Consider the following 18,890-nt stretch of genomic DNA (forward strand, 5'->3'; position numbering starts at 1 on the left):
CTCTCAGGGCGCGCCATTATAACCTCATATGCCGGCGTGGCGGAATGGCAGACGCGCTCGACTCAAAATCGAGTGGGAAACCGTGGAGGTTCGAGTCCTCTCGCCGGTATAGATAACGGGATGTAGCTCAGCTTGGTAGAGCACCTGGTTTGGGACCAGGGGGTCGCATGTTCAAATCGTGTCATCCCGATTTTTATATGCGGGTGTAGTTCAATGGTAGAACTTTAGCCTTCCAAGCTAATAGCGTGGGTTCGATTCCCATCACCCGCTTTATAGAAATGCAAAAAAAAGAGATGGTTTCTGCCATCTCTTTTTTTTGCATTTTTTTAGTTTCCTTTGAACATATACTTCAATGTTAGTAATTTATCGGATCATAGCTTTATTAATAGTGGGGTAACACACAATACTGCAGTGATAAAGCTATGTTTATTTGAATTTTTAAAAACGCTTACAAAAATATCTTGCCTAATCCCTCAGCCTGTAATACTATATCAATTAAGCGCTTAACCTTTAGGGGTAAGGCGCTTAAACTTAACTTAGATTAAGCGCTTAACCCGTGGAGGGAAGGGAGATGATTTTTCCATGACAACCATTAGACTGACGATGGCTCAGGCACTGCTCCGATATCTGGACCAGCAATATATTTCCGTTGATGGGGTGGAAACCAAGTTTGTGAAAGGTGTTATCGGCATTTTCGGTCACGGCAACGTAACTGGTATTGGAGAGGCGCTGGAGCGTAGTTCTGGAAGTCTGACGTATATGCAGGGTAAAAATGAACAAGGCATGGTACATACGGCAGCGGCCTATGCCAAGCAGAAGAACCGTAGACAGATTTATGCCTGCACAACATCCATCGGACCAGGAGCGCTGAACATGATTACCGCAGCGGCAACGGCAACGGTCAATCGTATTCCCGTTTTACTGCTTCCAGGTGATAACTTTGCTACGCGTGAACCAGATCCCGTGCTGCAACAACTGGAGGTAAGCGGCGATTATACTATTTCAGCCACTGATTCGTTCAAAGCGGTCAGCAAATACTGGGATCGCATCGTGCGTCCTGAACAGCTGATGATTGCTGCCACGCAGGCGATGCGCGTGTTGATGGACCCGGCGGAGACGGGTGCGGTAACGTTGGCGCTGCCACAGGATGTGCAGGCAGAGGCGTACGATTACCCTGAATCGTTCTTCGCCCGCAAGGTGCATTACCTGGACCGTCGTCCTCCGGTCCAGGCGGCAATTGAACGGGCAGCGCAGCAGATTGCCCGTGGCAGGAAGCCGCTGATCGTAGCAGGTGGCGGCGTGTTGTATGCCGAGGCATCCACACAGCTGGCTGAATTCGCCGAGGCATTTGGCATTCCGGTTGCCGAGACGCAGGCTGGCAAGAGTGCCTTGGCGTGGGACCACCCACTTAATGTGGGGGCCATCGGCGTGACCGGCTCGCTGGCTGCCAACAGGCTTGCCAGAGAAGCGGATGTGGTAATCGGCGTTGGCACCCGGTTCTCGGATTTTACGACGGCGTCTCGGTCTGCTTTTCAGCATCCCGAAGCGGCTTTCATCAATATTAACCTGAACGGTATGGATGCCGCCAAATTGGGTGGGGAAGCGATTTTGGCGGATGCACGGGAGGGTTTGCAAGCTTTGCAAACGGCTTTACAGGGACGGCAGTACTACAGTGGATACGAAGCATCCGAGATCGCCGATCTGCGGGATGAGTGGAACACCGAGGTAGATCGACTCTATGGACTGAAACATGAGGCAGGACTGGCACAGACAACCGCGGTCGGTGTTATTAATCGGACCATTGACCCTTCTTCCGTCATTGTGTGTGCGGCGGGAAGTTTGCCTGGAGACTTGCACCGTCTATGGCGCGCGTCTGCACCGAAAACATACCACATGGAATATGGCTTCTCCTGTATGGGCTATGAGGTGAGCGGGGCATTCGGGGCAGCACTTGCCGAGCCGGATCGTGAAGTGTATGCCATGGTGGGTGACGGTAGTTACCTAATGTTGCATTCTGAACTGGTGACGAGTTTGCAGGAACAGAAGAAGATGACCATTTTACTATTCAACAACAACGGATTTCAGTGTATTCATAATTTGCAACGGGAGCACGGAAGTGACGGTTTCGGCAACGAGTTCCGCTATCGGGAATCGGAGAGCGGGCGACTGACCGGGGATTATATGCCTATGGATTTTGCAGCCCATGCCCGCAGCCTTGGAGCCAAAGCCTATAAGGCAGAGACGACGGAACAATTGGAGCAGGCGATCAGAGATGCACGGAATGAGACCGTGACTACACTGATCGAAATTCCAGTCGTGCCCGGAACCAATGCAGGCGGATATGAGTCATGGTGGAATGTGGGCGTTCCAGAAGTATCCATTGAGGAAAAGGTAGTAACGGCTCACTACGCCATGCAGGCAAACCGTGCCAAAGCTAGACTCATATAGTTGAGCATATCATCAATCCAAAGAGTAACTTTCAATCAGCATAATATAGATGGGAATGCACGCGTTAAATCGAATGATGCGAAAATGTTGAAACACAAAAGGAGACGTGGAGCCATGAACAAGCTGCCATTTCAGCTCGGGATTCATCCGATCAACTGGGTTGGAGAGGATGTAAAGGAGCATGGTGATGCAACAACGTGTGAACAGATTCTGGATGACATTCAGCGACTTGGCCTGACAGGTACGGAGATGGGACGCAAATATCCCACGGATCCAGACACATTGCGGGAGGAGCTGGGCAAGCGCAATATACGCCTCGTTTCCCAGTGGAAATCAGTATTGTTCTCCGACCCGGCGTATCGCCAGTCTGAGCTGGACAGCTATCGCAGACACGCGGAGTTTCTGCAATCTATGGGCAGCAAGGTGATTAGCACGGCGGAAGTAGGTGGCTCCCTGCATTTTGATCCAAGACGGACACCGCATGAAAAAGAAGTGCTGAGACTCAGTGAATCGGAATGGCACATCCTTGCTGAGGGGCTGAACGAAGCAGGTGCCATCGCCCGTGAGCACGGGTTGAAACTGACGTATCATCACCATGGAGGTACTGTTGTTGAGCAGCCGGATGAGATCGATACATTGATGGAACTGACTGACCCATCTCTTGTTTATTTGCTCTATGACACAGGTCATGCCTATTACGGCGGAGCCGACCCGTTAGCTCTCCTACACAAGCATTATGACCGGATTGCCTATATTCATCTGAAAGATATCCGTCCTCAAGTGCTGGACGAAGCACGGGCGGAACAGTCTGATTTTGTGGGCTGTATTCGTAAAGGAGTATTTACGGTTCCCGGAGATGGATGTATTGATTTTGCTCCGATTCTGCAGGAGTTGGTTACACGGGGGTATGATGGCTGGGCGATGCTTGAAGGGGAACAGGACCCTGCAATTCATAATCCGTATGAGTATGCGCGGCGATCGTTGCAATATATGGAATCCTTATACCAGCACAGCTGATAAAGTCATGGCCATCGGGAGAGAGCCGTACCATGAGGTAAACCAGATGATGAGTGTGAGTTTGATGAATGTAACATTTCAAATCCCATCATAGAAAGGGGTTCAAATAAAATGACTTACGTATCCTTTCCTGATTCCAGGAAGATGGATTTCACCGCGATTGGCCGTCTGTGCATCGACTTGAATGCCAATGAGATCAATCGCCCGATGGAAGAGACGATGACCTTTACGAAATATGTGGGCGGATCTCCGGCTAATATCACGATTGGTATGTCCAGGCTCGGTATGGAAACGGCATTTATCGGCAAAATCGCGAATGACCAGATGGGCAGGTTCATCAACAGTTATCTGGAGCGGAACGGGATCGATACGTCAAATGTGGTAACGGACGAGACCGGAGCGGTGACAGGACTTGCTTTTACCGAGATCAAAAGTCCAACCGATTGCAGCATTCTAATGTATCGTGACCATGTGGCTGATCTGCTATTGCAGTCGAGAGAGGTCCAGGAAGAGCTGATTGCCGACTCCAAAGTGCTGCTGATCTCAGGCACAGCCCTCGCCCAAAGCCCATCACGTGAAGCGGTATTCCAGGCGCTGGCATATGCGAAAAAGCATGGCACAATCATTGTATTTGATCTGGACTATCGTCCTTACACATGGACATCAGCCGAGGAGACGGCGGTCTATTATAACCTCGCGGCCGAGAAATGCGATATCATCCTGGGCACCCGTGAAGAGTTCGACATGATGGAGACGTTTGACCATAATCCAGACCATAGCGATCAGGTGACCGCGCAAAAATGGTTCGACTTTTCCGCTAAAATTGTCGTCATCAAACATGGCAAGGAAGGATCCATTGCTTATACAGGTGAAGGGCTATCTCATCAAGCCGACAGCTACCCAGCGCGTGTGGTGAAGACGTTTGGAGCAGGCGATTCCTACGCGGCGGGATTCCTGTATGGGTTGATGCAGGGCTGGACGATTGAACGCAGCATGGCGTTTGGCAGTGCGGCAGCATGTATCGTTATCTCCAGCCACAGCTGCTCGGATGCGATGCCAACAGTGGAACAAGTGAATGACTATATCGAACGCTGCAATCGGGGCGAAATTACGGTGTCTTGAAGCGTGTTGAAGTACTTGGAGTGGATGGAGTTAATTGACGGAGCGCACATATAAGCGAAGGGAGACAGGGCTATGGGAAAAGGGATTTCGGAAGCGTCAGCAACAGCGACAATGGTTCAAAACTGGATCGGGGGTGCCTGGGTGACCCCGGCGGCAACCCGTACGGAGCCGGTCGTGAATCCGGCTACGGAAGAGGTCATTGCACACGTACCGTTGTCTGAACAGGCGGATGTGGATTTGGCCGTCCAGACGGCAAGGGAGGCGTTCCCGTCCTGGAGCGGCACACCAGTTCCCCGCCGTGCACGGATTCTGTTCCGCTACCAGCAGCTGCTGGTGGAGCACTGGGAAGAACTCGCCCGGCTGGTTACGCTGGAGAACGGTAAAAGCTACGCGGAAGCTTACGGCGAAGTACAGCGTGGCATTGAATGCGTCGAATTCGCGGCAGGCGCCCCGAACCTGATGATGGGCAAACAGCTGCCTGACATCGCCACTGGGCTGGAGTCAGGCATGTACCGGTACCCAATCGGTGTTATTGGGGGAATAACCCCCTTCAACTTCCCGATGATGGTACCGTGCTGGATGTTCCCGCTGGCGATTGCGTGCGGTAACACCTTTGTCCTGAAGCCGTCCGAGCGCACACCGCTGCTGGCAGGTCGTCTGGCTGAGCTGTTCAAGGAAGCAGGGCTTCCGGACGGTGTGCTCAATATCGTTCACGGTGCGCATGACGTTGTGAATGGACTGCTTGAACACAAGGATGTTCAAGCGATCTCTTTTGTCGGATCACAGCCTGTGGCTGAATATGTTTACACTACCGCATCCGCACATGGCAAACGGGTACAGGCGCTTGCTGGTGCCAAAAATCACTCGATCGTTATGCCTGATGCCGATCTTGATCTGACGGTGAAAGAAATCACCAGTGCGGCCTTCGGCTCAGCCGGAGAACGCTGTATGGCCTGCTCGGTTGTTGTCGCCGTGGGCGATGTTGCTGACACGCTGGTGCAAAAGCTGGTGGAAGCGGCAGATCGCATCACCATTGGTAACGGCATGGATGAAGGGGTGTTCCTGGGTCCTGTCATTCGTGGTCCACATAAGGAACGTACACTTAGTTACATTGAATCCGGAGAACAGGAAGGCGCTGCTCTGATCCGGGATGGTCGCAAAGATGAAGCGACAGGCAAGTCTGGTTATTTCGTTGGTCCGACGGTATTTGATGAGGTGCAGAGCACTATGAAAATCTGGAAGGACGAGATTTTTGCACCGGTACTCTCGGTAGCGAGGGTTGCTACGCTGGAGGAAGCAGTGGAACTGGCCAACCGTTCCGACTTTGCCAACGGAGCTTGCCTGTTCACCCGCAGTGGAGCAAGCATGCGCCAATTCCGTGAAACGATTGATGCAGGCATGCTGGGCATTAACTTGGGCGTACCTGCGCCAATGGCATTTTTCCCTTTTTCCGGCTGGAAGAAATCGTTCTACGGTGATTTGCATACCAACGGTACAGACGGCGTTGAATTTTATACTCGCAAAAAGATGGTTACTGCCCGCTGGTAATCACTCAGGGAATACCAGCCAATGGAAGAACGTTGAGTCCACATGGACACATACAGGGAGGATAACGGAATGGGCAAGGATAAAGTGAGTATTGGCATCATCGGTGCTGGTCGTATTGGAAAAATTCATGCGGACAATCTCCTACGCAACCCGCATGCCGAGATTGTTGGCATCAGTGATTTGTTTGCAGGACCCGAGCTGGAGGAGTGGGCCTCCAGCCGGGGTATTCCGGTGGTAACGACAGATAGCAGCCAGCTGATCGCCATGCAAAATGTGGATGCCGTGTTGATCTGTTCCTCAACAGATACACATGTACCCCTGATTGAACAGGCAGCCCAGGCGGGCAAACACATTTTTTGCGAGAAGCCGGTCAGTATGGATCTTCATCAGACTCAGGCAGCTGTTGCAGCCGTGCAGAAGGCTGGGGTAAAGCTACAAATCGGATTCAATCGTCGCTTCGATCATAACTTCAAGCGGGTACGTGCACATGTGCAGGAAGGAACGATTGGTGATCCGCATATTATCAAAATCACTTCTCGTGACCCGAGTCCGCCGCCAGCAGAGTACATCCGGGTGTCTGGCGGAATTTTCATGGATATGATGATCCATGATTTCGACATGGCCAGGTATCTATCCGGAAGTGAGGTGGATGAAGTCTATGCCCAGGGCAATGTGCTGATTCATCCTGTTTTTGCGGAACACGGCGATGTGGATACGGCCATTGTGACGATGAGTTTTGAAAATGGAGCTATTGGTGTCATTGATAACAGCCGCCAGGCGGTATATGGATACGATCAGCGCGTTGAAGTGTTTGGCTCATTAGGCAGCGCCGCAGCTGCGAACGATCATCCGAATACGGCAGAGATTAGTACAGCAAACGGATTGATGCGTGACAAGCCGCTGCACTTTTTCCTGGAGCGATACAACGAAGCGTACGTGCAGGAGACAGCTCTTTTCATCGACGCGATTCTGAACGATACACCTGTCATCGTGAACGGGAATGATGCCGTTCAGGCAGAACGCATTGCACTGGCAGCGCGCATGTCCATGGAACAAGGCAGACCTGTGAAGCTCCGGGAAGTGCCGGGCATGTCGGTGGAATCACAGACGGTTACCCCGTAGTGCCATTTTCATAACAAGTTCATTTCATCCTAATAGACAGCCATCAGGAGTAAGGATGAATACCGGAAGGAGTGGAAGAAAGCATGTCAGAACGCATAGTAAAACCTGTGTTGAATCCGAAAGCAGACGGCACGTTGTTGACGGTCACACCAGAGTCTGCGGGATGGGAATATGTTGGGTTCCAGGTGGTACAGCTTGCGGAGGGACAGACTCTAACTCGTGAGAGCGGGGATCAGGAACTCTGTCTTGTGCTTCTCAGCGGCTTCGCGAATGTAAGTACTCGTGAATATACGTGGGAGAATATCGGGAAAAGAATGAGTGTTTTTGAGAAGATTCCTCCGTATTCGGTTTATGTATCCAGTTCAGATCGAGTGGAGTTAACAGCTCTTACCGCATTGGAAATTGCTATATGTGCGGCACCAGGTAAAGGCACGTATCCAGCTCGTCTGATTGCCCCGGAAGATGTAGGTGTTGAGACGCGTGGTTATGGCAACCTGGAACGACAGATTCACAACATTTTACCGGAACAAAAGGAAGCAGACAGTCTGCTCGTCGTTGAGGTGTTCACACCAGATGGACATTGGTCTAGTTATCCGCCGCATAAACATGACAGGGACGCTCTGCCTGACGAATCATTGCTAGAGGAGACGTACTATTTCCGAGTGCAGCCTGAGCAGGGGTTTGCCATCCAGCGGATATACACAGATGATCGAGCTGTAGATGAGACGCTGGCAGTGAACAACGGCGAAGTTGTGCTTGTTCCGTGTGGATACCATCCGGTAGGTGCTCCTCCAGGATACGAGGTCTACTATCTGAATGTGATGGCAGGACCAACCCGGACCTGGAAGTTCCATAACGACCCGGACCATGCTTGGCTGATGAATAAAAAGTAGTATCAGCTTCAAGTTGCGTATGCGGACTTCCCCCTGCATAATGAGAAGATAACGATTACCTATATATAAGGGGATTTATATATAGCACAAATGGGGAAATAACAATGAAAGCAACCATATATGATATAGCACGCGAGGCGGGGGTATCCATTGCAACCGTCTCGCAGGTCATTAACGGCAAAGGTAAAATTAGTGAGAAGCGGCGTGCCGAGATTATGGAGATCATGGAGCGTCTTCACTATCAACCGAGCGCAATTGCTGCTGCACTTACGGGTAAGCAGACATACACGCTTGGGTTGCTCGTACCCGATATCTCAAATCCGTATTTTGCCGAGCTGGCCAGAGCGGTAGAGGATCGCAGTCGGCAATTGGGTTATAGCGTCGTGATTTGCAGTACAGACAATAAGGACGAACGGGTAGAGCGGTATTTGAATCTGCTTCAGCAAAAAAGGGTCGACGGCATGATGATCGGAACAGGTATCGATAATGCCGAGATTCTGTCTCCACTCCTGCAGCAGTCGATACCTGTTGCTTTGATTGCCCGTCATATGCCGTCGTTGTCGGTACATACCGTTGCGATCGATGACAGGCTTGGCGGCGGGTTGGCAGCACAGCATCTGCTTGAATTGGGTCATATTCACGTAGCAGTGCTGTCCGAATCGTTCAAAGTCAGCAGCAGTCAGGAACGTGTACGCGGATTTCGTGAAGTATTGGAGAAGGCGGGTCTTTCTCTTGAAGCTGATCAGGTTAGAGAGTCATCTGCCGATCTGGGTTCAGCCAAAAAAGAGGCGCTCGTGCTGCTCACAGAAAAGAATCGAGCCACAGGCATCTTCTGTTGTAACGACATGCAGGCAATTGGAGCGCTTCAAGCTGCCAAAGAACTAGGCCTGCGTGTGCCTGAAGATGTATCAATCATCGGATTCGATAATACGATTCTGGCTTCGGTAACCAGTCCGCCTCTGACGACGATTGCCCAACCTATTGAGGATCTGGGGCGTCGTGCTGTTGATTTATTAATTGATGACCTAAAAAATGAAGAAAATTCACCTCAGAAAATTGTCCTGAAGCCTGAATTGGTCATTAGAGACTCAACAGGAAAGTTATCAAATCAATCTTGAGAACACAGCTCTGTCCAGAAACATATACGTCGTCCACACAAAACAAGCCGCGTGCACCTAAGGGTGAACGCGGCTTGTTTGAGTTAAATCTTGAACTTCTTCACTTCTTCGTACAGTGTGTTGGCATGCTGCGCCAGCTCATTGGAACGTTCCGAGATGCTTGTAATGTAGTTGAACTGTTCCTGCGTGGAAGAAGCAACCTCTTCCGTGGAAGCCGCGCTCTGTTCCGACATGGCTGCAACACTGGAGATTACCTCGGCAATCTTACCAGAGCTGTCATCCAACTCAGTCGTAGCAGCGGATACCAACTGAAGCTGGCTGTCGATGCCGTCAATGGATTGTTTGATTCGGGTAAACGACTCGCGCATCTCATGCACAGCAGCTACCTGCTGCTCAATACCTTGTTCAGCCGAAGTTACTTCACTCACGCTTTGACGACTTGCCGCTTGAATCTCATCCAGCAGAACAATGATATCCTGTGCCGAGTCCGAAGACTGTTCGGCCAGTTTTCGCACTTCTTCGGCAACGACAGCGAAGCCGCGTCCGTGTTCACCCGCTCTGGCTGCTTCAATGGAAGCATTCAGGGCGAGCAGATTAGTCTGGGAGGCGATGCCCCGAATCATGCCAACAATATCCTCGATTTTCTGCGACTTGTCCGCCAAAAGCGTGATCGACTCACCCACCCGATCAATGGAACTTCGATTGCCGTCTGCAAGTTCCACCTGATGATCCACGGCTTGCAATCCGGCAAGCATGGCTTCCCCTGCTTCTCGCATCATGGTTACCGATTGTTCAACACTGCGGTTAATGCCGCCAACACTATTGCTCATCTCTGACAGTCGACTTGAACCGTCATAGACCGATTCTGCCTGTTTGCTGGACCCTTGGGCGAGCTCATCTGTGGCGATGGAGATCTGTTCGGCAATACGTTTGGTATTGTCCGTATGTTCTTCCATTTCACCCGAGATGCTTTGCACCCGGTTAGCGGAGGAGGCGACCTGTTTCAGCAGCAGACTGAGTTGAGCGGACATCTGATTGAATGCCGCGCCTAACTCTGCGAACTCATCTTTACCTCTGATCTGCACCCGACCGGTAAAGTCACCTCTCGACATCAGTCTGGAGGTCGCGCCCAAGCTTTTCAGTGGTCTGATGAATAGTGTTGCAATCCAGTATGCTGCTGCCATCACAACGATTAGCGTAACTGCGATAATCAGAATGTAGTTATTTCGTAGTTCATAGTATTCTGAATAGGCTAATTTCTCGGAAATAACTGAACCAACCACCCAGCCCGTGCTGGGGATTTGATTGTAGAACAGCAGATAATTCTCGCCACTGTAGTTAAAATTTTTCTTCCCTGAGGGGTTCGCCTGCATATCGGCCAGCAGTGGTTTTAATTCCTCATTTTCAGAGGCCGAGGTATTCACCTGTTTCTCGTCCGGGTGAGCAAGAAGCAATCCTTTTTTATCGATTAGAAATGTATATCCCAGCCCGTCCAGATTGATTTTTCCCACCGTATCCGTAAGGGTAGAGAGCAGCAAATCCCCTGCCACTACGCCTTGCATCTGTCCCTCTTTATTTAGGACCGGCATCGCCATGGAGACCGCGTATTGCTTCGACATCATATCCAGATAGGGATCAGAGAATACCAGTTGGTCTGCCTGCTTCGCTTCCTGGTACCAAGGACGCTGACGTGGATCATACCCGGCATCAGGTGTCCAGTCTGAACCATTCATGAAACGACCGTCTTGTTCTGAACCATAGTAAAGATCCGAGAGACTCTCTTTGTTACTGCCCAGCTTCATAATGTCAAAATAATCTTCGTTCAGTTGTCCAGCCGGAATTCCTTCCTGAATCACAAACCCCAGTGTTTCCACAACTTTGGCATTGCTGCTGATCCAGCCATCCAGTTGATTGGCCGCCGAGGACATTAATCCAGTTAATTTGGAATCAACATTACGAGTGGCTTGTTTCTCTGTTTGGTACAAGCCAAGTGTCGCCAGTGGAATCGCTGTAATCAGAACAGCAGCCAGAAACATCATCATTAATTTCGGTTTAAGTTTCATCCAATTCTCCCCCTTTGATGTCCTGCTAGTATAGGCAAAGCCGAAAGCTTATGTAGTATATCGACATTTTTTTCAAAAAGATAATATAGATATTTATCAAGTTAGTTAGCATTTTATAAAATTTAAAATGAAGGGTTTTGCAGAGGCTTTTATTTATAGATTAGATGTATTTAATGGATGATTTTAATGATCTAGATCAATATTTGGATGAGGTGGTATACTTAAAACGAACCTTTAAATTTCCTTATTTACCCAACAATGAAAGGAGACTCAATGAAAAAAAGAACCAAAACAATTCTTGGTGTGGTTGTTGTAGTCGTGATTGCAGCTATTGCGATACCCATGTACATTTCGAGACAACATACCACCTTTCGAGCTGAAGTCACGGATCATATGAGTATGCTGGATACGCTGGAGGTTCTGGTTATCAAAAAAATACCGACCACCGATTCATATGATGAAGAAGAAGTGACTATTAAAGATCCTCAAGAGATTAGAAATATGTTGAAGCTAACGAAGGATATTGAATTAAGAAGAGTGAGGCAAAGCGATATCTCCGAGCGATCCAAGGGGAACCCATATTACTATGACTGGCAGCTTTTGACCCAAAAAGAAGATCGATTTACAGTAGGTTTTGGAATCACGTTTTATAACGAACATGCCGTCTCTATCTATAGCGGATACAAAACGAGAGACAAGCTTGAAAATTATGAAATAACCAATGATTTTAGTCTAAATGAAATGGAACGCCTATTTACTAATTTGAAGGAGGGGAAGGAATGACGGAGTATCAATTGCGTCCGATTGAGGAGCAGGATATCCCTTTTCTGTGGGAGATGTTGTATGCATCCATATTCAAGCGGGAGGGCGAAGAGCCTTTTGAGCCAGAGATCATTCATAGCCCCGGGATGTCCAAGTACGTTGAAGGCTGGGGCAGAGAGGGAGATTTCGGATTTATCGCCGTGGATTCTCGGGGAAGGCGTATGGGCTCGGTGACGTTGCGGTTTTTTAATGATCAGAATGCGGGATATGGTTATTTGAATGCGGCTACACCCGAGATGGGAATGGCTGTGATTGATACAGCGCGTGGCAAAGGAATAGGTACCCGTCTCATTCAGACGGCATTGGAAGAGGCTCGAAAACGAGACATTGATGCTGTTTCGCTCAGTGTTGATCCAGATAATGAAGCAATTCGGCTTTATCGGCGTTTTGGATTCGTCGAACATGGCATGTGTGGCACATCTGTAACGATGGTGTGTGCGATGAACCCATGACCGTACTGCAAGCATGGTAAACGCGTTCATATGAAGATTTGAAAAAACAAAAAGGCGTTCCCCTCATATGCTGAGAAGCGCCTTAAGATATGACTGTATGTTTGTCGCACCGTATTTCCCTTGTGCTGTTAACGATACCTAAAAACCAATCTTCAAACTGCTACCTTCTGTAGCTATTCCTTCCGAACGTTTGATGGGAAGCTTTTGTTCTGCTGAAAAGCCTAGTGTCTCGCCGTCATGCAGAGTTACGTCGTTTTCTACAACATAATTCGCAGTCATAAACATCATTTCAAATACTTCACTTAACGGTTGTGTAGACTGAGTGATCTCCATCTCCTCTTTCCCGAAGTTGCGTAACCCATAAGTATAGGCTGATGCGCCTTCAGGGCTTTGGAATAGCCCGATGAAAATCCAGAGGGAGACGGGCAGTTCATGATCCTTAATTCCACGACTGATGTCCACGTACTGGCCTGCTTCCACAACAAGTGGCGCCATATAAATGGCCAACGCATGGTCAAGCTGGAGCAAAGCACTCGCTGTTTGGGTGAACAGAATATGTGCCTGAATGGCGTCTGTTGCATTCAGTACAGAGACAATAATCTGAGATTGATGTCGGGAAGTGACTTGTACCGCGTCCCGCCACAGCACATTTAATTTGGCATTTTCCTCTACTTCGTGATCAGGGACAGGAGCATTAATATGTGCACACACTACTTGCATTCCATCCACTTCGAAAAAAAGATTACCTTCCTCCGGACGTTCCTCAATCTCAATATTCCACTCGTTTTTCATCGTGCTAATGAAGTGATCAAAATTACAATCTTCGTGCTCCAGCAAAACAAATCCAACGATGGTTTCACTATATGGAGCAGTATGTACGGCTCCACCTACAGTCACGTTTTCCTTTTTGCGGCGTCGAAGCTTGTCAAACAGTCCCATGAAACGTTCTCCTTTCCAGACCAATCCCAGTGATGATCAGGCAGAATCCAGATGCCTTTATAACCTTACCTTACCACATTGGAGCTTTTAATGAATCCAGGCCTGGTAATGGTCAACAGGTGATCAGAGGAAAAGAACCAGAAGCAATGCAATGATCGCAGGCAATCCTTGTTTGACAATGATGGATCGAGTAGCGGTTACGCCTCCGTAGAGGGCGGCGATAATGACACATGCCAGGAAGAAGATTTGAATGTGCCGTCCGACGGATGCATCCGGATAAACGAGTCCCCAGATCAAACCTGCGGCCAGAAAACCATTGTAAAGGCCTTGATTGGCAGCCAGTGACTTGGTGGATTTCGCTAGTTCAGGGGTAAGACCGAACGTTTTCATCGTGCGTGGACGGGTCCACAGGAACATCTCCATCACCATGATGTAGAAGTGCTCAATGGCTACAATAGCCACGAAAATGATACTAATCAAAAGAAACACCTTGCTTTCGTATCTGTCATTTATTTTCTTGTCCTACTCAGTATATATGTTTGCCATAAGAACCGAAAGTATAAATTTAATTTTACACAAATTAATTGTGTAAATTATAAAAAGATCAATGATTCCGTTTATAATCACGCCGCGTATTAAGCCGGAATTGTCTGCTCAGCTTGTAGTTAATCTCAGTTTATCCTCTGGAATGGATATAATCTTCAGGTGTGCTGCCGATAATGGATTTGAAGTCCTTGATAAAGTGCGACTGATCGTGATATCCAAGGTCCTGGGACAGCTTAACCAGATCGCAATCCACACCCCGCTCCATCAGCTCAGCAGCATTTTGCAGCCGGTAGAGTTTGATCACCATTTTGGGACTGATGCCTACATACTGATTGAACAGGCGCTGGAGCTTTCTTGTGTGCATATTCCAGGAAGCAGCTAAGTCATCGACTCTCAGCATATCCCGATGCTGCTCAATATACAGCACAATTCGGCTGACCAGAATGGCTTGATCATCAGGAGGAGGGAGGTGTTTACATAGAAGCTGATCCATATAACTGACTTTATCCGCATCACTTCCGTCCCCAAGCAGACGTTCTTCAAGCTGTGAGGCATCAATATCAAGCACAGCGGAGACATCCAATGGGTTCCCATACAATGTGGAGACGGAATTACGAATGAATGGATAGAAGCCGCCAGGCTTAAACTTCACCCCAAACACGCTCCCTTTTCCACGGACGAGATAGGAGAATTTCTGTCCGGATGGACCGAAGAAAAAGGTGTTCCCCCGTTCTACCACCAAATTGACACATGGGTTGGGGACCACATGCTGAGGATAAGGATCATGCCCTGTAAGATCCCAGGAGACGATCCAGAAATGCTTGACCAATGAACCCAATGCTTCGGAAGGGGCATACCGTGTCAGGCAATATCTTTTGTCGCCCTCATCCAGATTCAGAAGACCCATACTGGGTCTGGCAGCATGATCGGCATATTTCATCTTGTCGATTCCTCCAGATATCTCGTCAATTCTGCTTCGTTACGAACCATGCACAATTTATGTTGGTGAGACTGCAAAAACGTCATGATTAGTGCTTTTTCCTTATGGTCATGTTGATAGCTCCATTTATACATCTTCCAGAGCATGGTGAAAGTCTGACGGTAATTTCCCTGTTCCAGCCCGAGTTTCTGTACTGTGAAACGTTTGAGAATGCGTACATTCCTTTTCCACACGGGGGTATTTAAGTAGACGATAAGATCAGCCTGCTCGAAACTGCTTGCGACCCATTCATAGTGTACTCCTTCAATAATCCACTGATTGGAATACACAGCTTTTTGCAGAAGTGTGTCCCGCGTCTCTGGACTATTGCGAATATCCTCTCCTCGAGGTACACGGTGCCACACAATGTTGTCTAGCTCATAATAAGGAAGGTTTAATCTCGCGGATAAATGGCGAGCTAGTGTAGATTTGCCGCTGCCGACTGAGCCGATAATATGTATTTTGTTTGGCCTGAATTTGATCTTGGATTCTTCAACGACCATTTTGTAACCAGTCCCCCTTGATATTACCTTTGTTCTCTGAACAACAACGCCCGAACAGCGAAACGTGGCAAAATGAGTTGTCTGCGCCATCTGGAAGGCTGGCTGAGCAGTCGATAAAGCCATTCCAAGTTAAGCTTCTGCCATATTGCAGGTGCTCGTTTGGTTTTGCCGGCCAGAATATCCAGGCTTCCCCCGACTCCGATGGCTACACGAGCATTGAGTTGATGGCGATATTTGTTGATCCAGTGTTCAGCATTGGGTGCTCCTAGGGCCACAATAAGAAAATCTGGCTGTGCCTCGTGAATCTCTTTTACAATGCTTTGCTCCTCATCCGTTGTGAAAAATCCATGATGTCTGCCACGAACAACGACTCCCGGATAGTTTTGCGCAATAATCTCTACAGCCCGCTTACTGACACTTTCTTCTGCCCCGAGCATATAAAAGGACCAATTCTTCCGGCTTCCTTCCTCCAACAAACGAAAAAGCAGGTCACAACCTGTTACCCGTTCGGTCAATTGTCCACCCCGAAAGCGGGATACCATAACAATGCCCGCGCCGTCAGCGGTCACCATGCCTGCCTGATCCACGACCGAACGAAGCGCCTGATCCTTCTGACAGGACATGACGATTTCCGGATTGCCTGTGATGACATGGAACAGCTCGGATTGTCTCTGCTCGACTATATTACTAAGAATTGTAACCGTCTGATTCATAGTTATATTGGGAAAAGGGATTCCCATAATATTTGTTGTTTGGTTCATAATTTAGTTCCTTTCTGGAATGCTAACTACCCGTCCCCAACTTGTATACATTTACTGTTATTTCATTCCATTTTAGTATATCTGATCTCCTGGCAAAGCACTATATTTGTTGAAGTGTAGCACCGGACGAAAAGTTCGATATATTCATGCTTCATGACATCTAACATCATTTATTTTCGTTGTTGTCGCGTTTTTACAATACGCCGTTTGGGGTATAACGATAGGATAGTGTTGCAAGCAAGTTTCAGTAGTACCTTTCATACAACACATAAGGGGAGTGAGTTCATGGAATTGAAATATGAGTTCTATATTAATGCCGGACAGGAAGATGTGTGGAATGCCCTCATCTCGCCGGACGGTACACGGAGCAGTTTTTTTGGCAGCGAACTTCGTTCCAATTTCCAACCGGGTCAGCCGTTTGCCTATGTAGGGCCTGGGAATGACGGTGCAGAGACGGTTCATGTATATGGCGATATTCTCGAATTCGAACCTTTATCCCTGTTAAGCTACCTTGAGCATCCCGGACCTTCCTACCACGCCAATCACGCTGAGCTTCAATCCAGAGTAGTGTTTCAGTTGGAGATGGTAGGGGAATGTACGAAGTTAACATTGATCAATGACCAATTTACGGACAACCATCCATCCTTTGCGAACGCAAAGAGTAGTTGGTGGATGATATTGAGCAGTATCAAGACATGGGTAGAGACGGGCAAAACGCTGGATTTCGGTTGGTAAAGATTCGGATAATGAGAGAGTATATGAATATAACATCATAGCATTATGAAAAAAGCGCTGATAAAGCGTTTTTTTTATTTCATTTTCGCTCAAATGCACGAGAACTCTCTACATTTCATGTCTAATTATGTCGAAATATATAGAAATGACATTAGAGGAGAAGTTGAGATGTTCCGTAAACGTGCCCAAACGATCAAGCAAGCCCCTGCGGGCTCGCTTCAACCATTATTGGAATACAGCCGTAAACTGGTTAAAGACGCAGAGCAAGGAATATATACTAGTGAGCTAGAATCGACTGATGATTTGCAGGAAGCTGGTGAAATTGCACAAAACATTAATAAAGCCTTACATATTTTGAAGAAGCAAAATGAAGCAGCGGAAATGCGCCTCAAAATGTTAAATCAAGCGTTACATTTTGGACTATGGGAATCTGAGATTGTAGCAGGAGATCCTCTAGATAGCAATAATATCATTGCCTTTTCCGATGAATTCCGTCAAATGTTAGGCTTCAGCAATACGAAGGATTATCCTGATGCTTTCGCAAGCTGGGCCAAATCCATCCATCCCGACGACAGACCCCAGTTGGTTCAGGAAATTACGAAAAGTGTTAATACATCTTCTGAGAAGGCCGCATACAACGTAACGAGCCGAATGGTTACAAAGAGTGGAGAAGTACGCTGGTTCCGGTGTCTTGGACAAGTTGTCAGAAATGATGAAGGCGTTCCGGTTAAACTTCTGGGAATCATGTTTGATATTCATGATGAGAAGAGCAAATCCGACGAGTTGGAAGCACTCGTTACCCGTTATGACCTAGTAAATCGCGCATTGGTGGAAGCACCGTGGGATATGACCGTTGTGGCCGGAGATGTGGTTAACCCAAGTAATGAATTTTGGTGGTCACCACAGTTTCGCCGAGAGCTTGGATTTACCGATGAGCAGGATTTCCCGAATGTTTTCAGCAGTTGGAGCAGCCGGCTTCACCCGGACGATCACGACCGGACGATCAATGAATTTGCCAAGCACATGAATGATTACAGTGGACGGACACCTTACGATCTTGATTACCGTCTGCAACGTAAGAATGGGGAATATCGCTGGTATCATGCAGGTGGCGAGACGGTTCGGGACGGTAACGGTGTACCACTCCGTGTAGCGGGAACCATTCGTGATGTGACACATGAGAAAAATAAGGAACAGATCGTTGAAGCGATGAATCAGAAAACGAAACTTTTATCTGAATCCATCGGTGAGATGGTACGTGGAATCAACTCGATTACCGATCAGGCTCAGGAACTGGTTACTGCGCAAGAGTTATCTGCGGATGCGGCCATTCAGGTGAAGAGCAGTGCAGATGATACCAAAAACATTACAGCGTTTATTCGGGAAATTGCCAGCCAAACCAATTTACTGGGTCTGAATGCAGCAATCGAAGCAGCCAGAGCGGGAGAACTTGGTCTTGGTTTTGGAGTTGTGGCCGGAGAAGTTCGGAAGTTAGCTGACCATAGCTCGCAGGCGACCGTCAATATTGAAGATGGCATGCAGGCAATGAAGACATTCATTGACCAGATTCTGGAGCACATTGGCAACATGTCCACACTGACGCAGAATCAGGCTGCCCTGACACAGCAGGTTAATGCCTCAATGGATGAGATCAATATGATGTCGCAGGATTTGGTGAACTATTCACGGAATTTGTAAGCTTGTAAACTGTGTAACCCTGTCAATTGTTGAATGATAAAATAATTGCGTAAGAAAAAACCACCGAGATGCATTTCTGCTCTCGGTGGTTTTTTGTATTTTCAGCGATGTAATCAAATTCAAT

Annotated in this window: 17 protein-coding genes and 3 tRNA genes; 14 read left to right on the forward strand and 6 right to left on the reverse strand. The window is 48.2% G+C overall.

What is annotated here, in order from left to right:
* Positions 1-30 precede the first annotated feature (30 nt).
* The 10 genes from DC345_RS29975 to DC345_RS30020 all read left to right on the forward strand — a co-directional run bounded on the left by DC345_RS29975 (position 31) and on the right by DC345_RS30020 (position 9,268).
* A tRNA-Leu gene (locus DC345_RS29975) sits at positions 31-109 on the forward strand.
* Between the two features lie 7 nt (positions 110-116).
* A tRNA-Pro gene (locus tag DC345_RS29980) sits at positions 117-190 on the forward strand.
* 9 nt (positions 191-199) lie between these two features.
* Positions 200-270: transfer RNA gene (locus tag DC345_RS29985), tRNA-Gly, on the forward strand.
* Between the two features lie 312 nt (positions 271-582).
* Positions 583-2,448, forward strand: a complete 1,866-nt coding sequence (gene iolD / locus DC345_RS29990) for a 3D-(3,5/4)-trihydroxycyclohexane-1,2-dione acylhydrolase (decyclizing) (RefSeq protein ID WP_113056249.1) — start codon at positions 583-585, stop codon at positions 2,446-2,448.
* 114 nt (positions 2,449-2,562) lie between these two features.
* Positions 2,563-3,465 (forward strand): myo-inosose-2 dehydratase, encoded by a 903-nt coding sequence (gene iolE, locus DC345_RS29995; RefSeq protein WP_113056250.1) that lies wholly within the window; start codon positions 2,563-2,565, stop codon positions 3,463-3,465.
* A 111-nt stretch (positions 3,466-3,576) separates the two neighbouring features.
* A complete protein-coding gene (gene iolC, locus DC345_RS30000) occupies positions 3,577-4,587 on the forward strand; it encodes a 5-dehydro-2-deoxygluconokinase (RefSeq protein WP_113056251.1) in 1,011 nt (336 codons plus the stop codon).
* A gap of 72 nt (positions 4,588-4,659) precedes the next feature.
* The gene (locus tag DC345_RS30005; protein ID WP_309304356.1) at positions 4,660-6,135 is read left to right on the forward strand and encodes a CoA-acylating methylmalonate-semialdehyde dehydrogenase; all 1,476 of its coding nucleotides are present in this window, start codon (positions 4,660-4,662) and stop codon (positions 6,133-6,135) included.
* 69 nt (positions 6,136-6,204) lie between these two features.
* Positions 6,205-7,257: an inositol 2-dehydrogenase gene (iolG, locus tag DC345_RS30010; protein ID WP_113056252.1), complete on the forward strand. Its 1,053-nt coding sequence runs from the start codon at positions 6,205-6,207 to the stop codon at positions 7,255-7,257.
* An 83-nt stretch (positions 7,258-7,340) separates the two neighbouring features.
* Positions 7,341-8,150, forward strand: a complete 810-nt coding sequence (gene iolB / locus DC345_RS30015; RefSeq protein ID WP_113056253.1) for a 5-deoxy-glucuronate isomerase — start codon at positions 7,341-7,343, stop codon at positions 8,148-8,150.
* A 104-nt stretch (positions 8,151-8,254) separates the two neighbouring features.
* Positions 8,255-9,268: a LacI family DNA-binding transcriptional regulator gene (locus DC345_RS30020; protein ID WP_113056254.1), complete on the forward strand. Its 1,014-nt coding sequence runs from the start codon at positions 8,255-8,257 to the stop codon at positions 9,266-9,268.
* An 83-nt stretch (positions 9,269-9,351) separates the two neighbouring features.
* Here DC345_RS30020 and DC345_RS30025 read toward each other — a convergent pair whose 3' ends face one another.
* Positions 9,352-11,331 (reverse strand): methyl-accepting chemotaxis protein, encoded by a 1,980-nt coding sequence (locus DC345_RS30025; RefSeq protein WP_113056255.1) that lies wholly within the window; start codon positions 11,329-11,331, stop codon positions 9,352-9,354.
* A 273-nt stretch (positions 11,332-11,604) separates the two neighbouring features.
* On the opposite strand from DC345_RS30025, the gene DC345_RS30030 reads away from it, so the two are divergent.
* Together DC345_RS30030 and DC345_RS30035 are read left to right on the forward strand one after the other, a co-directional pair.
* Positions 11,605-12,114, forward strand: coding sequence for a hypothetical protein (locus tag DC345_RS30030; RefSeq protein WP_113056256.1), 510 nt, complete (start codon positions 11,605-11,607; stop codon positions 12,112-12,114).
* Positions 12,111-12,605, forward strand: a complete 495-nt coding sequence (locus DC345_RS30035; protein WP_113056257.1) for a GNAT family N-acetyltransferase — start codon at positions 12,111-12,113, stop codon at positions 12,603-12,605. The genes DC345_RS30030 and DC345_RS30035 overlap by 4 nt, the downstream gene beginning before the upstream one ends.
* Before the next feature lie 138 nt (positions 12,606-12,743).
* Here the strand turns inward: DC345_RS30035 and DC345_RS30040 are convergent, their stop codons facing one another.
* The 5 genes from DC345_RS30040 to DC345_RS30060 all read right to left on the reverse strand — a co-directional run bounded on the left by DC345_RS30040 (position 12,744) and on the right by DC345_RS30060 (position 16,333).
* The gene (locus DC345_RS30040; protein ID WP_113056258.1) at positions 12,744-13,544 is read right to left on the reverse strand and encodes a DUF4261 domain-containing protein; all 801 of its coding nucleotides are present in this window, start codon (positions 13,542-13,544) and stop codon (positions 12,744-12,746) included.
* Positions 13,545-13,667: 123 nt separating this feature from the next.
* The gene (locus DC345_RS30045) at positions 13,668-14,033 is read right to left on the reverse strand and encodes a DUF1304 domain-containing protein (protein WP_113056259.1); all 366 of its coding nucleotides are present in this window, start codon (positions 14,031-14,033) and stop codon (positions 13,668-13,670) included.
* Between the two features lie 187 nt (positions 14,034-14,220).
* A complete protein-coding gene (locus tag DC345_RS30050) occupies positions 14,221-15,030 on the reverse strand; it encodes a helix-turn-helix domain-containing protein (protein WP_113056260.1) in 810 nt (269 codons plus the stop codon).
* Positions 15,027-15,572 carry an AAA family ATPase gene (locus DC345_RS30055; RefSeq protein ID WP_113056261.1) on the reverse strand — a complete coding sequence of 182 codons (546 nt, stop codon included), beginning with the start codon at positions 15,570-15,572 and terminating at the stop codon, positions 15,027-15,029. Before DC345_RS30055 ends, DC345_RS30050 begins: the two co-directional genes overlap by 4 nt.
* 23 nt (positions 15,573-15,595) lie before the next feature.
* Positions 15,596-16,333: a WecB/TagA/CpsF family glycosyltransferase gene (locus DC345_RS30060; protein ID WP_113056262.1), complete on the reverse strand. Its 738-nt coding sequence runs from the start codon at positions 16,331-16,333 to the stop codon at positions 15,596-15,598.
* 285 nt (positions 16,334-16,618) lie between these two features.
* On the opposite strand from DC345_RS30060, the gene DC345_RS30065 reads away from it, so the two are divergent.
* Both DC345_RS30065 and DC345_RS30070 read left to right on the forward strand, forming a co-directional pair.
* Positions 16,619-17,068 carry an SRPBCC family protein gene (locus DC345_RS30065; protein ID WP_113056263.1) on the forward strand — a complete coding sequence of 150 codons (450 nt, stop codon included), beginning with the start codon at positions 16,619-16,621 and terminating at the stop codon, positions 17,066-17,068.
* Between the two features lie 168 nt (positions 17,069-17,236).
* Positions 17,237-18,766 (forward strand): methyl-accepting chemotaxis protein, encoded by a 1,530-nt coding sequence (locus tag DC345_RS30070; RefSeq protein ID WP_113056264.1) that lies wholly within the window; start codon positions 17,237-17,239, stop codon positions 18,764-18,766.
* Positions 18,767-18,890 lie beyond the last annotated feature (124 nt).

The organism is Paenibacillus taichungensis (assembly GCF_003287275.1).
Lineage (GTDB): Bacteria > Bacillota > Bacilli > Paenibacillales > Paenibacillaceae > Paenibacillus > Paenibacillus taichungensis_A.

What these genes read in the sequence shown, in the direction of transcription:
- iolD (WP_113056249.1), top strand. Translation starts at nt 583, where the DNA reads ATGACAACCATTAGACTGACGATGGCTCAGGCACTGCTCCGATATCTG.
- iolE (WP_113056250.1), top strand. Translation starts at nt 2,563, where the DNA reads ATGAACAAGCTGCCATTTCAGCTCGGGATTCATCCGATCAACTGGGTT.
- iolC (WP_113056251.1), top strand. Translation starts at nt 3,577, where the DNA reads ATGACTTACGTATCCTTTCCTGATTCCAGGAAGATGGATTTCACCGCG.
- DC345_RS30005 (WP_309304356.1), top strand. Translation starts at nt 4,660, where the DNA reads ATGGGAAAAGGGATTTCGGAAGCGTCAGCAACAGCGACAATGGTTCAA.
- iolG (WP_113056252.1), top strand. Translation starts at nt 6,205, where the DNA reads ATGGGCAAGGATAAAGTGAGTATTGGCATCATCGGTGCTGGTCGTATT.
- iolB (WP_113056253.1), top strand. Translation starts at nt 7,341, where the DNA reads ATGTCAGAACGCATAGTAAAACCTGTGTTGAATCCGAAAGCAGACGGC.
- DC345_RS30020 (WP_113056254.1), top strand. Translation starts at nt 8,255, where the DNA reads ATGAAAGCAACCATATATGATATAGCACGCGAGGCGGGGGTATCCATT.
- DC345_RS30025 (WP_113056255.1), bottom strand. Translation starts at nt 11,331, where the DNA reads ATGAAACTTAAACCGAAATTAATGATGATGTTTCTGGCTGCTGTTCTG.
- DC345_RS30030 (WP_113056256.1), top strand. Translation starts at nt 11,605, where the DNA reads ATGAAAAAAAGAACCAAAACAATTCTTGGTGTGGTTGTTGTAGTCGTG.
- DC345_RS30035 (WP_113056257.1), top strand. Translation starts at nt 12,111, where the DNA reads ATGACGGAGTATCAATTGCGTCCGATTGAGGAGCAGGATATCCCTTTT.
- DC345_RS30040 (WP_113056258.1), bottom strand. Translation starts at nt 13,544, where the DNA reads ATGGGACTGTTTGACAAGCTTCGACGCCGCAAAAAGGAAAACGTGACT.
- DC345_RS30050 (WP_113056260.1), bottom strand. Translation starts at nt 15,030, where the DNA reads ATGAAATATGCCGATCATGCTGCCAGACCCAGTATGGGTCTTCTGAAT.
- DC345_RS30055 (WP_113056261.1), bottom strand. Translation starts at nt 15,572, where the DNA reads ATGGTCGTTGAAGAATCCAAGATCAAATTCAGGCCAAACAAAATACAT.
- DC345_RS30060 (WP_113056262.1), bottom strand. Translation starts at nt 16,333, where the DNA reads ATGAACCAAACAACAAATATTATGGGAATCCCTTTTCCCAATATAACT.
- DC345_RS30065 (WP_113056263.1), top strand. Translation starts at nt 16,619, where the DNA reads ATGGAATTGAAATATGAGTTCTATATTAATGCCGGACAGGAAGATGTG.
- DC345_RS30070 (WP_113056264.1), top strand. Translation starts at nt 17,237, where the DNA reads ATGTTCCGTAAACGTGCCCAAACGATCAAGCAAGCCCCTGCGGGCTCG.